Below are 12,449 nucleotides of genomic sequence, written 5' to 3' on the forward strand. Positions count from 1 at the left end.
GAGAATTGCCTGTGCATAACCCATTCCTCCTGGCAATTGCAGATCGGCATCATGCTGCCGTGGTGCAGCTGTGCGAGTGGGCGGAGGCGGGCTGGCTGCGCTGGCTGGACGTGGCGCTTGCCCAGTGGTGCGTGCGTGCCGACCCCGGTTGCGACCGGCGCCTGCCCTATGTCGTGGCATTGCTGGCGGCGCTGGAAGGGCGCGGCCACGCTTGCCTGCCACTGCAGCAGATCGACCTGCAGCTGCAGGCCTGGCTGGGCGATGCAGCGGCAGATCCTGTCGCTGCATCACCTCTGACGATAGGCACGCGCGCTCAGGCGCTGGTGCAGTGGCGCCGCCAGCTGCCCGATGATGCAGCCGACTGGCAGGCCGTGCTGGATTCGCCGCTGGTCCAGGGGTATGACCCGCTGGCACCGGACACTTGCGACACGGCAGCCGACGAGGAGGCGCCGCCGTTGGTGGTGCATTGGGGTGGGCAGGGGACGACCCGCCAGCCGGTACGGCTGTATCTGCGCCGCTACCACCGCTACGAACGCACGGTTGCCACCGGACTGCTGCAGCGTGTTGCCCCGCTGGCGGAGGCTGCCACGGCAGCGTTGCCAGCGTCTCGCATTGCTGCAGTGCTGGACGCGCTCTTTGGCGGGACGCCCGCTGCCGCCTCGCAGACGAGTCAGACACCGAACTGGCAGAAGGTGGCCTGCGCGCTGGCCCTGCGCCAGCGCCTTGCAGTCATCACTGGCGGGCCGGGTACGGGCAAGACGTATACGGTTGCGAGACTGCTGGCTGCGGTGCTTGCGCTCGCGCCCAAGCCGCATGCGCTGCGCATCCAGCTGGCAGCGCCGACTGGCAAGGCTGCCGCGCGGTTGAGCGAATCCCTGCAGCAATCCCTGCATGCGCTGCCACCTGCCATCACCGCGCTGGATGGTGTGCAGGCGGCCCTGGCGGCCATTCCCGCCGCGCGCACGTTGCATGCACTGCTGGGCGCGCAGCAGGGCACGCGGCGACTGCGGCACGACGCGGCCAATCCACTGCAGGTGGACTGGTTGGTGGTGGACGAGGCGTCCATGGTCGATCTGCAGATGATGGCGGCACTGCTGGCCGCATTGCCGCCGCAGGCGCATCTGGTGCTGCTTGGTGACAAGGACCAGCTGGACTCGGTCGAGGCCGGTGCGGTGCTGGGCGATGTCTGTGCCCAGGCCGAGGCAGGCCGCTATGCGCCCGCTACCGCCGCCTACGTTGCAGCGGCAACGCGTGAACAGCTGCCTGCGCACTGGCAGCAGGCCGATGCGCCCCCGCCGCTGGCCCAGGCAACGGTGATGCTGCGCGAGAGCCGGCGCTTTGGCGGCCCCATCGGCGCGCTGGCCGCGGCGGTGCGGCAGGGCGACGACGCAGCCATGCAGGGCATCCTGCGTGCGCTGGCCGAAACCCCTGCCGCCGAGCGCGAGGTATTCTGGAAGGAGGGGGCGACACTGGCGGATGCGCGCCGTATCGTCAGCGCGGGCGCGGCAGATGCCGGCGCTACAGCTGCGGATGGCTATGCGCCGTTGATGGCCTTGCTGGCGCGACCGCCCCGCTGGCCGGGGGCAGGTGCTGCAGACGCAGCATGGCTGGCTGCCCACGACGGCTGGGTGCAGGCAGTGCTGGCCGCGCTGGCGCGCTTTCGCATCCTGTGTGCCACCCGTGCCGGCGACTGGGGCGTGGATGGCATGAACGCGCTGGTGCTGCAGGCCCTGCGCGCGCAGGGCGTGCCGGTGCGCGCCAGTGGCTGGTTCGCGGGTCGGGTGGTGATGGTGGTGCGCAACGACGCCAGCCTGGGCGTCTTTAATGGCGATGTGGGCGTGGCGCTGCCCAGCGCGCAGGATCGCCAGCGCTTGCGCGTGTACTTCCCGCAGCCGGGGGCGCAAGCAGGCGCGAGCCGCTCCGTGTCCGTCAGTCGGCTGCAGCATGTGGAGACCGCCTTCGCGATGACCGTGCACAAAAGTCAGGGCTCGGAGTTCGAGCACGTTTTGCTGTGCCTGCCGGCACAGGCCAGTCCCCTGCTCACGCGCGAGCTGCTCTACACCGGGCTGACGCGCGCCAGGCGGCACTTCAGCTACCTCGCGCCGGAGCCAGGCATGTGGCAGCAGGCGATGGCGCAGCGCACCCGCCGAGCCAGCGGACTGGCCGAGCAGCTGGCGCTGCAGCCCGCAGCAGAGGTGGCTGAGCGGTTGCGCTGACGCTGCGCGCAAGGCGCTCGCTGGCTCGCGGCAGCGCTGTGCCACAATCTGCGCCCATGCTTTTCACCGACATGCTTGCGCGGGCCGCCCGCGCCAACGATTCTCTGCTGTGCGTGGGGCTGGATCCCGATCCGACCCGCCTGCCCGAGCCCTGGCGCGGCGACGCATCGCGCATTTTTGATTTCTGCGCAGCGATCGTGGAGGCCACGGCGGATCTGGTCTGCGCGTTCAAGCCGCAGATTGCCTACTTTGCGGCGCAGCGTGCCGAGGACCAGCTGGAGCGTTTGATCGCCCACATCCGCGACGTTGCACCCCAGGTTCCCGTGATCCTTGATGCCAAGCGAGGCGACATTGGCTCCACCGCGCAGCAGTATGCGCGTGAGGCGTTCGAGCGCTATGGAGCGGACGCGGTGACGCTCTCGCCCTTCATGGGGTTTGATTCGCTGCAGCCCTATCTGGCCTATAAGGGCAAGGGGGCGTTTCTGCTGTGTCGCACCTCCAACCCCGGTGGCGACGATCTGCAGGCACAGCCACTGGCGGCTCTGCCGGGCCAGCCACGTCTGTTCGAGCATGTCGCAGAGATGGCGCAAGGGCCATGGAACACCAATGGGCAGCTCGGTCTGGTGGTGGGCGCCACGCGCCCGGACGAGATTGCAGCGGTCCGGGCGCGCGCACCGCGCCTGCCGCTGCTGATTCCTGGCGTGGGCGCGCAAGGGGGCGATGCGCAGGCCACCGTACGCGCCGGCTACGCCGGCTGCGGCACGGCGGTCATCAATTCGTCACGCGCCATCCTGTACGCCAGCGCCAGCAGCGACTTTGCGGCGGCGGCGCGGCAAGAGGCTTTGCGCACCCGCGCGCAGCTCAACGCAGCCCTGCCTGCGGCACACTGATGCAATGCCGGCAGAGGTACACTTGGGCGCCATTTGTCCAGGCGCGGTCACGCAAGATGCAAGACGTGTGCGCGGCCTGATCCATTGCAATGACATTTCTGCCGGATTGATCCTACGCGCATGGCTGCCGAACCCAATGCCCCGACTTCCGTGAACGGCAAAGCGCCGTTCGAGCTCAAGAGCGCCTCCCTGCCCGTGGTGGCGCTGCTGCTGCGCACCACCGACACCTATGCGGTGCGCCAGGCGCTGGCCGAGCGGTTCGTGAACGAGCCGGACTTTTTCGACAACGACCCCGTGCTCATCGACCTGTCGGCAGTGCGGGAGGACCCCGCCGCCATTGACTTCACCGGGCTGATCGGCACCCTGCGCGGACTCAAGACCATTCCCGTGGCGGTGCGTGGCGGCAGTGCCGTGCAGACCGAGTTCGCGCGTGCGGCGGGCCTGTCGGTGGCGCCGGAGGCCGCGCCCGTGCGCGCGGCGGCGCCAGCTGCGCCGAGCGTGGAGATTCGCGAGGTGGTGCGCGAGGTCGAAGTGGTGCGCGAGGCGCCTGCAGCCAAGACGGTGCTGATCGACAAGCCGCTGCGCTCGGGCCAGCAGGTGTATGCGCGTGGCGCCGACCTGATCGTCACGACGGCCGTCAACTTCGGTGCCGAGGTGATTGCCGATGGCAACGTGCACGTCTATGCCCCACTGCGGGGGCGGGCCATTGCCGGCGCGCGTGGGGATGTGCAGGCGCGCATTTTCACGCAGTGCCTGGAGGCGCAACTGCTTTCGGTGGCTGGCATTTATCGCACTGGTGAGACGGATTTCCCCAAGGAAGTCGCGAGCCGTCCGGCGCAGATTCGCCTTGAGGGCGAGCGCCTGGTCATCGAACCATTGGCTGCGCACTGACAGGACAGCCGGTTACAGCTTGGTACGCTCGGCACAGCTGGTACATTGCTGCCGGTTGGGCGAATCGGCACAATAGCGTCAGGCGCTGCGTGTGGGACGAAGGGCCCGAACAAAAAATACTCATTTCTGACAGGATGAACTGAATGGCGAAAATCATCGTTGTGACCTCGGGTAAGGGCGGGGTTGGCAAAACCACCACCAGTGCCAGCATTTCCTCGGGACTGGCCATGCGTGGCCACAAGACCGCCGTCATCGATTTCGACGTGGGCCTGCGCAATCTGGACCTGATCATGGGGGCCGAGCGGCGCGTGGTGTACGACCTGATCAACGTCATTCAGGGCGAAGCCAACCTGCATCAAGCCCTGATCAAGGACAAGCAGCTGGAGAACCTCTACATCCTGGCTGCGTCGCAGACGCGCGACAAGGATGCGCTCACGGAAGATGGCGTGAAGAAGGTGCTCGACGATCTGGTGGCGATGGATTTCGAATTCATCGTCTGCGACTCGCCAGCGGGTATCGAAAGTGGGGCCCTTCTGGCGATGCGGTTTGCCGATGAGGCCATTGTTGTGACCAACCCGGAAGTCTCCTCGGTGCGCGATTCGGACCGCATTCTGGGCATGCTGGCTTCCAAGACCCAGCGCGCCATCGACGGGCGTGATCCGGTCAAGGAACATCTGTTGATCACGCGCTACAACCCCAATCGGGTGGAGGGCGGGCAGATGCTTTCGCTCGATGACATCCAGGACATTCTGCGTATTCCGCTCATCGGCGTGATTCCGGAGTCCGAGTCGGTGCTGCAGGCGTCCAACCAGGGGGTGCCTGCCGTGCACATCAAGGGTTCGGACGTGTCCGAGGCTTATCTCGACGTGGTGGCGCGCTTTCTCGGCGAGGAGCGCCCCCTGCGGTTCATCGAAGCCCAGAAGGCGGGCTTTCTCAAACGCATCTTCGGCGGGAGGTAACCGCCATGGCCCTGATCGATCTCCTCTTTGGCGGCAAGAAGAAGACCGCTTCGGTCGCCAAGGAGCGTCTGCAAATCATCCTCGCGCACGAGCGCAGTGACCGCACGACGCGCAAGCCCGAGTTCCTGGCCGATCTGCAAAAGGATCTGGTACAGGTGATCTCCAAGTACATCCAGATTGACCCGCAGGACATCAAGGTCGCGCTGGACAGGCAGGACAATCTCGAAGTGCTGGAAGTCAAGATCGAGCTGCCTGAAGCGGAGCTGCGCAACAGTCGCTGAGGTTGGCATAGCACTGCGCAGTGCAGGTGCCACTGGCCTTGCGTGTGGGTCAGCTCAGGCCTGGCAGGGGCGTGCGCGCAAATGCCATGGCCGTCACCGATGCTGCGCCGCGTGCTTGCAGCAGGCGCGCTAGCGTAAACAGCGTTGCGCCGGTGGTCATGACGTCATCGACCAGCAGGATATGCTGGCCACGCACTTGCACATGACAGGCAAAGGCGTCGCGCAGGTTGCGCAGGCGCTGCACCCGACTGCTGCCGACCTGATGCCGCGATGTGTCCCGGCGGCTGAGCCACCGCGCGTGGGCCTTGCGGCGAACGCCGCAGGCCCTGGTGAGGGCGCAGGTCAGCTCCCACGCTTGGTTGTAGCCACGCTCGCGCAGGCGCGCCGGGGCCAGCGGCACGGGCAGGATGGCGTCTGCCGCGCGCAACAGGGGTGGACCGTCGGGGTGCTGCAGCAGCCAGTCGGCCATTGCATGGGCCCAGGCATGGCCCTGCTGGTACTTGAACTGGTGCAGCACCTGTTCCCATGGGTAGCCATAATCCACCGCCGCCACACAGTGTGCCAGCGGAGAGGGCATCTGGGCGCAGGCTGGGCATGGAGCGTTCGCCAGTGTGAGCGACAGCGCGCAATGCCGGCAGCGTGGTGGGAATTTGCGCAGGTGGCGACGGCATGCATCGCAGATGCCGCCTGCGGCACCGAATACCGGCCAGGCATTGCAGAATGGGCATTGCGACGGCAGCAGGCGACGTAATTGGTGGAACATGGCGGCATACTCTCACGCAAGGCTTTGATCCGGCGGTGCCGGGTTTGGGCGCAGTCCAAGCGCCGCGCCAGCATCCGCACGGATTGGCACTACTGATTATCATCGGCGTGCATCAGTGGCAACGGTCCGGCGTTGCCGGGGTGGCCTTGGAACAGGTTTTGAGACGCCGCTGACGATTCTTTTGACTGACCGCATTGCCCGGCTGTGGCGGTGCGTACAAGGCGATTTCCTCATGACAGCGGGCATTACCGGTACCTCTCCTCCCACGCTTGATGGCCAGGCCCTGGCATGCTGGCTGGCGCGTGCGCCAGCGCGCAGTCCGTGGCTGCACGAGGAGGTCGGGCGCCGCATGGCGGAGCGGTTGCAATGGTTCGTCAGGCGGCCCAGGCGCTGGCTGGATTGGGAGCCGGTGCGTGGCGGCGCGGCAGCGCATGCGCTGGTCGCACAGCGCTATGGCGATGCCGAGTGCTGGCTGTGGCACGGCAATCCATTGCATGCGCAGGAGGCGCTGCGCCGGTGGCGCCCATCGCTTTGGCGACGTCTGCGTGGTGGGCCGGTGCATTTCGAGGCGCCACCGTCGGGCTGCCTGGACATGGTCTGGGCCAACATGGCGCTGCATCTGGCGCCCGATCCTGCCGCGCTGATGCGGCAGTGGGGCCAATGGCTGGGCGACGAAGGCTTTGTGATGTTCTCGACGTTCGGGCCCGATACCCTCATCGAACTGCGCGGCCTTTATGCGCAGGCCCGGTGGCCCGAACCGGCGCAGGCCTTTACCGACATGCACGATCTGGGCGACATGCTGGTCGCCAACGGGTTTGCCGAGCCGGTCATGGACATGGAACATATCCGCTTGCAGTTTCCCAGTGCCGAACGCGTGCTGGTGGAGCTGCGCGAGCTGGGGCGCAATCTTCACGTTGATCGCTTTGCTGGTCTGCGAGGCAGGCGGTGGCACCGCGCGCTGTGTGAAGCGCTGCAGCAGCTGACAGCGGCCGATGGGACGATCACGTTGACCTTCGAGATCGTTTATGGCCATGCCTTCAAGGCCCGCCCGCGCGCTGCTTCGGCACAGCACTCGGCCATTCCGCTGGGGGATGTGCGCGCTGCGTTGCGCCGTGCCAAGGCGCCGTCCGCGCTGCAGGACGGGGATTCGGATTAGGTCCGATCATTGTCTGGCTGCGGGCTCCAGCGCTCTTCGCCGCGGCCGGATGTTCCTGTGATTCGTGCGGAGATAGCGCTTGCGGCAAAATAGCGGGTTGGCCGATTTTCATCGCCATCAAAAAATGACTGGCCACGATGTGCCTGGCGCGCCGGGTTGTCTGCCAGGATGGAGCGCGCGGATGACGCATAGCACGATATCGCATGGGCGAAAAGACCTTGTGGCTGCCCTATTAAGGGTAAGGGCAGGCGCTGCGCTGCTGTGGGCGTTTGCGACGTGCACGGCGCGCCATCCTGTCAATGGCGGAGGCGCGGCATGAACGCGCAGGTGGCCCTGTACGACTGGGCGCCACTTGTCGAGCTGCTGCTGGTCGGAGTGTTGGTGGCGCTGGTGCCGCTTGTTTGGGTGTGGCGGCGCAATCGCCATCGCGGCATGCGCGGCTTCCTGCATGCTTTGGTCGTGGCAACGCTGGTGCTGACCTTCGATCTGGTGCTGTTCGGGGCGTTCACGCGCTTGACCGATTCGGGACTCGGCTGCCCGGACTGGCCAGGCTGCTACGGCAACGCCAGCCCTGTCGGTGCCCATGCAGAGATTGCTGCTGCACAACAGGCCATGCCGGATGGTCCTGTCACGCACGGCAAGGCGTGGATCGAGATGATCCACCGCTACCTGGCCACCGGGGTCGGTGCCTTGACGACTGTGCTGACGGTATTGGGTTGGCACCAGTGGCTGCGGTGGCGCCGCAGTCAGCGGCAGCAGGCCGCGCAGGCGCCTCCCTTGCATCCGGTGTGGCCTACGGTGACCTTGCTGTGGGTGCTGCTGCAGGGCGCATTCGGGGCGTGGACGGTGACGATGAAGCTGTTTCCCGCCATCGTGACGCTGCATCTGCTGGGCGGCGTGGTGCTGCTGGCGCTGCTGTGCGCGCAGGCGGTGCGGTGGCGGCAGATCACGGCTGCCGCAGCGCCCCATGCCATCGGGCGTGGACTGCGGATGCTGGCCTGGGCTGTCTTTGCCGTCGTGCTGGTGCAGATCGCGCTTGGCGGCTGGGTCAGCACCAACTATGCAGTGCTTGCCTGTGCGACGTTTCCTGACTGCAACGGTGCGTGGTGGCCGGAGATGGACGTGCGCCAGGGCTTTACCCTCTGGCGTGAGCTGGGCCACCAGGCCGACGGCAACCTGATAGAGTTCCCGGCATTGGTGGCGATTCACTATGTGCATCGCCTGTTTGCGCTGGTGGTGGTGGCAAGTGCTGCCTGGCTGGCAGTGGCGCTGTGGCGTCGAGGGGGGGCGCTGCGGCGCGCTGGCCAGCGGCTGGCCATACTGGTGGCAGCGCAGCTGCTCACGGGCCTGTCCAACGTCGTGCTGGGCTGGCCGCTGCTGGCGGCCATTCTGCACACCGGTGGCGCGGCAGCGCTGGTGGTGGTGCTGACGCAGTTGCTGGCTGATACCCGGGTGCGGATGTCGGGTCGGTCAACCGAATTGATTACGGAGTCGAATTTGTCGCGATACGTTGATACGCATAGCCGCTGGTCAGCAGGGCCAGGCAGGAGAGTATCCTCATGAGGCAGGCTGCTTTGCCCATGGATCTGCGCACCCGCTGGATGCAGTTCTGGGTTCTGACCAAGCCCCGCGTGGTGCAGTTGATCGTGTTCTGCGCCCTGATTGGCATGGTACTGGCCATTCCGGCGGTGCCCAGCGGTCCGCAGATGCGGCAGATCCTGCTGGCGTGTTTTGGCATCTGGCTGGTGGCCTCGGCGGCGGCGGCGTTCAATTGTCTGGTGGAGAAGGCCATTGATGCGCGCATGCGCCGCACGGCCTGGCGCCCCACCGCGCGTGGCGAGCTGCCCGATTGGCAGGCGCTAATGTTCTCGGGCCTGCTGTGCTCGGCGGGCTGCCTGCTGCTGTACTACTCGATCAACCCGCTGACGATGTGGCTGACGCTGGCCACGTTTGTGGGGTATGCGGTGATCTATACGGTGGTGCTTAAGCCGCTGACGCCGCAGAACATTGTCATCGGTGGCGCATCGGGCGCCATGCCCCCTGTGTTGGGATGGGCCGCGATGCAGGGCAGCCTCGCGCCGGAGGCGTGGCTGCTGTTTCTCATCATCTTCCTGTGGACGCCCCCGCACTTCTGGGCGCTGGCGCTCTACAAGGTGGAGGAATACCGCGAGTCCGGCTTGCCGATGATGCCCGTAGTGCGCGGCCAGCGTTACACCAGCTTGCAGGTCTTTCTCTATACGCTGGTGCTGTTTGCGGCCTGCATGGCGCCGGTGGCCTATGGCATGAGCAGCTGGTTCTATCTGGTGGTGGCAGCGGCCCTCAGCGGCGTGTTCTGCTACTACGGTTGGTGGCTGTGGCGCGACTACTCCGACGCGCTGGCGCGTCGCACGTTCCGCTGGTCGCTGTGGCATCTGAGCGGCGTGTTTGCCGCATTGCTGATCGATCATTACCTGAGAATTGGAGGACTGGCATGACCCTTCCCGCTGCTCTTACACGCCGCGCCGCCTGCCTGGCGCTTGTTGGTGCCGCAGCCGCAGGTCTGGCTGCGTGCAAGGAAAGGACGCCGCCTGCGCCGGCTGTGCGCTTTAACGCCATTGATGTCACGGGTGCCGAGTATGGGCGCAACTGGCAGATGCCGGATGCCGACGGCAACATGCGCACCATCGCGGACTTTGCCGGCAAGGCCGTCTTCATTTTCTTTGGCTTCGCGCAATGCCCGGATGTGTGTCCCACCACCATGCTGGAGCTGGCGGAGGTGAAAAGGCAACTCGGTGCCGACGCTGATCGGCTGCAGGTGCTGTTCGTCACCGTGGATCCCGAGCGTGACACCCCAGAGATCATGCGGCAGTATCTGGGCAGCTTTGATGAGAGCGCCATTGCCTTGGTTGGCAGCGCCGAGCAGCTGGCGGCGATGGCACGCGAGTTCAAGGTGGTCTACCAGAAGGTACCGGGTGCCACCGAGGACAGCTACACCATGAATCACACCTCGGCGGGCTATCTGTTCGACCCACAAGGCCAACTGCGCCTGTATGTGCGCTATGGCACACCGGTCGACCAGCTGACGGCGGATGTGCGGACTCTGCTTGAGGAAAGCGAGCGGCTGGGGCGCAGCTGAGAAGGCCCCTGCGCGGAACTTGCTGACTGCCCGCAGGGCGGGGCGTAGCGGTGCAAGCGCGCTATTGGCGATCAGGCGGCCGCAAGTGCTGGCACCATGGCCTTGCGCATCTTCTTCATCGCAGCCACCTCGATCTGGCGGATGCGCTCGGCGCTGACGCCGTATTCCTCGGCCAGTTCGTGCAGAGTCATGCCGCCTGAGCCGTCATCATTGACGTTGAGCCAGCGCTCCTGCACAATGCGCCGGCTGCGTTCGTCCAGCGTCTGCAGTGCCATTTGAATGCCGTCGGTGGCCAGGAAATTGCGTTCCTTGGCTTCCAGCACCGCAGTCGGCTCATGCGTGTGGTCGGCCAAATAGGCAATGGGGGCGAAGTGGCCCGCTTCACGTTCCTCGTCAACCGGCGTCGGATCCAGTACGACGTCGCCGCCCGACAGGCGCGTTTCCATCTCGATGACTTCCTCGCGCTTGACGTTGAGCTGACTGGCGACCTCGTCGATCTCGCGGTCAGTGAGGCTGGTGCGGTACTGCTCGCCCTCCGTCATGGCGTGACTGGCCTTCAGGTCGGCCTTGAGCGAGCGCAGGTTGAAAAACAGCTTGCGCTGCGCCTTGGTCGTGGCCACCTTGACCATGCGCCAGTTCTTGAGGATGAACTCGTGGATCTCCGCCTTGATCCAGTGCAGCGCATAGCTGACCAGACGCACACCTTGCTCGGGGTCGAAACGGCGCACGGCTTTCATCAGGCCCACGTTGCCTTCCTGAATCAGATCACCCTGCGGCAGCCCATAGCCCAAGTATTGGCGGGAGACGGCAACGACCACCCGCAGGTGTGACATCACCAGCTTTCCGGCAGCCTCGACACTGTTGTGATCGCGCAGTTCGCGCGCATAGCGCAGCTCTTCCTCGGCGGTGAGCATGGGCATGCGGTTGACAGCGGAAATGTAGGCATCCAGGTTGCCCAACGCCGGCAGCGCAGGCCACTGCGCCGAAGCGGGAGTAAGTGCGTGTACGGTGGTTTGGCTCATGGATGAATTTCCTTTCAGGGCGAATGGCGCCAGGCTGGCCAACAGCGAAGGACAAATCGGCGTGGCTGCCTGGCGATATTAGCACTCTCTTTGATAGAGTGCTAATGTAGAAGTTCCACCGTCGTTCAGGCCGATTCGAGTCGGCCTGCGCAGTAGCGCAATGGTAGATCAGTGTGAGCGGATCATGGTTCCGTAGGGGGTATCCGTAAGAATTTCCAGCAGCATGGCATGCGGAACCCGGCCATCGACGATGTGCACGGAGTTGACGCCGCTTTTGGCAGCATCCAGCGCGCCACTGATCTTGGGCAGCATGCCGCCGGAAATGGTGCCATCGGCAAACAGGTTGTCGATCTCGCGCGCCGAAAGATTGGTCAAAAGCTTGCCCTCCTTGTCCAGGACTCCGGGCGTATTGGTCAGCAGCATCAGCTTTTCGGCCTTAAGGACCGAGGCGAGCTTGCTGGCGACCACATCGGCATTGATGTTGTAGCTCTCGTTCTGGTCACCGTAGCCAATGGGGCTGATGACGGGGATGAAGGCGTCATCCTGCAGCGCCTTGACCACACTGGGATCGATGCTGACGATGTTGCCGACCTGGCCCACGTCATAGAGCACGTTCGGGTCCTTGTTGTCGGCCATCTTGAGCTTTTCGGCACGGATGAAGGCGCCATCACGCCCGGTCAGACCGACCGCCTTGCCACCGGCCTGGTTGATCAGACCGACAATGTCCTGCTGCACTTCACCGGCCAGCACCCATTCCACGACCTCCATGGTCTCGTCGTCGGTCACGCGCATGCCCTGAATGAACTGACCAGTCTTGCCCAGCCGCTTGAGGGCCGATTCGATCTGCGGGCCGCCACCGTGCACCACGACGGGGTTGATGCCCACCAGCTTGAGCAGCACCACGTCCTCGGCAAACGCAGCTTGCAGCGCCGGTTCGGTCATGGCATTGCCACCATATTTGATGACCATGGTCTTGCCATGGAACTTGCGAATGTAAGGCAGGGCCTGCGAAAGAATGTTGGCCTTGTCCTGGGGGGTGATGCTGGAGTGTTGTGTCATGGCTGGAAAAAGGCGCGGTTGAAAGGCGCGTTTTTACAAAGCGGGCAATTGTGCATGGGCAATTGTGCATGAATCGGTAGCGATGACACGGGTTACA

The 12,449-nt window shown here is 65.2% G+C and carries 12 protein-coding genes; 9 read left to right on the forward strand and 3 right to left on the reverse strand.

What is annotated here, in order from left to right:
* Nucleotides 1–11: 11 nt before the first annotated feature.
* The 5 genes from recD to minE all read left to right on the forward strand — a co-directional run bounded on the left by recD (nucleotide 12) and on the right by minE (nucleotide 5,237).
* Nucleotides 12–2,216 carry an exodeoxyribonuclease V subunit alpha gene (recD, locus tag AAV94_RS07985; protein WP_197408038.1) on the forward strand — a complete coding sequence of 735 codons (2,205 nt, stop codon included), beginning with the start codon at nucleotides 12–14 and terminating at the stop codon, nucleotides 2,214–2,216.
* A 56-nt stretch (nucleotides 2,217–2,272) separates the two neighbouring features.
* The gene (pyrF, locus tag AAV94_RS07990) at nucleotides 2,273–3,106 is read left to right on the forward strand and encodes an orotidine-5'-phosphate decarboxylase (protein WP_046741814.1); all 834 of its coding nucleotides are present in this window, start codon (nucleotides 2,273–2,275) and stop codon (nucleotides 3,104–3,106) included.
* 120 nt (nucleotides 3,107–3,226) lie between these two features.
* On the forward strand, nucleotides 3,227–3,997 hold the full coding sequence (gene minC / locus AAV94_RS07995) for a septum site-determining protein MinC (protein ID WP_046741815.1): 771 nt from the start codon (nucleotides 3,227–3,229) through the stop codon (nucleotides 3,995–3,997).
* A 143-nt stretch (nucleotides 3,998–4,140) separates the two neighbouring features.
* Complete coding sequence (gene minD / locus AAV94_RS08000; protein WP_046741816.1) at nucleotides 4,141–4,956, forward strand: septum site-determining protein MinD; 816 nt, start codon at nucleotides 4,141–4,143, stop codon at nucleotides 4,954–4,956.
* A 5-nt stretch (nucleotides 4,957–4,961) separates the two neighbouring features.
* Nucleotides 4,962–5,237, forward strand: a complete 276-nt coding sequence (minE, locus tag AAV94_RS08005) for a cell division topological specificity factor MinE (RefSeq protein ID WP_046741817.1) — start codon at nucleotides 4,962–4,964, stop codon at nucleotides 5,235–5,237.
* 49 nt (nucleotides 5,238–5,286) lie between these two features.
* Here minE and AAV94_RS08010 read toward each other — a convergent pair whose 3' ends face one another.
* Nucleotides 5,287–5,814 (reverse strand): ComF family protein, encoded by a 528-nt coding sequence (locus AAV94_RS08010; RefSeq protein WP_231731311.1) that lies wholly within the window; start codon nucleotides 5,812–5,814, stop codon nucleotides 5,287–5,289.
* Nucleotides 5,815–6,232: 418 nt separating this feature from the next.
* On the opposite strand from AAV94_RS08010, the gene AAV94_RS08015 reads away from it, so the two are divergent.
* The 4 genes from AAV94_RS08015 (at nucleotide 6,233) to AAV94_RS08030 (ending at nucleotide 10,271) form a co-directional block, all read left to right on the forward strand.
* Nucleotides 6,233–7,156 (forward strand): methyltransferase domain-containing protein, encoded by a 924-nt coding sequence (locus AAV94_RS08015; protein WP_046741819.1) that lies wholly within the window; start codon nucleotides 6,233–6,235, stop codon nucleotides 7,154–7,156.
* Nucleotides 7,157–7,471: 315 nt separating this feature from the next.
* Nucleotides 7,472–8,719 carry a COX15/CtaA family protein gene (locus AAV94_RS08020; protein WP_084824819.1) on the forward strand — a complete coding sequence of 416 codons (1,248 nt, stop codon included), beginning with the start codon at nucleotides 7,472–7,474 and terminating at the stop codon, nucleotides 8,717–8,719.
* Entirely contained in the window at nucleotides 8,716–9,630 is a 915-nt protein-coding gene (gene cyoE, locus AAV94_RS08025) for a heme o synthase (RefSeq protein ID WP_046741820.1), read from the forward strand. The genes AAV94_RS08020 and cyoE overlap by 4 nt, the downstream gene beginning before the upstream one ends.
* Complete coding sequence (locus tag AAV94_RS08030; protein ID WP_046741821.1) at nucleotides 9,627–10,271, forward strand: SCO family protein; 645 nt, start codon at nucleotides 9,627–9,629, stop codon at nucleotides 10,269–10,271. Before cyoE ends, AAV94_RS08030 begins: the two co-directional genes overlap by 4 nt.
* Nucleotides 10,272–10,342: 71 nt before the next feature.
* Here the strand turns inward: AAV94_RS08030 and rpoH are convergent, their stop codons facing one another.
* Both rpoH and argB read right to left on the reverse strand, forming a co-directional pair.
* The gene (gene rpoH / locus AAV94_RS08035; protein WP_046741822.1) at nucleotides 10,343–11,293 is read right to left on the reverse strand and encodes an RNA polymerase sigma factor RpoH; all 951 of its coding nucleotides are present in this window, start codon (nucleotides 11,291–11,293) and stop codon (nucleotides 10,343–10,345) included.
* A gap of 168 nt (nucleotides 11,294–11,461) precedes the next feature.
* The gene (gene argB / locus AAV94_RS08040) at nucleotides 11,462–12,352 is read right to left on the reverse strand and encodes an acetylglutamate kinase (RefSeq protein ID WP_046741823.1); all 891 of its coding nucleotides are present in this window, start codon (nucleotides 12,350–12,352) and stop codon (nucleotides 11,462–11,464) included.
* Between the last annotated feature and the right edge of the window lie 97 nt (nucleotides 12,353–12,449).

The organism is Lampropedia cohaerens (genome assembly GCF_001005215.1).
In the GTDB taxonomy this organism is placed as follows: Bacteria; Pseudomonadota; Gammaproteobacteria; order Burkholderiales; family Burkholderiaceae_C; genus Lampropedia; species Lampropedia cohaerens.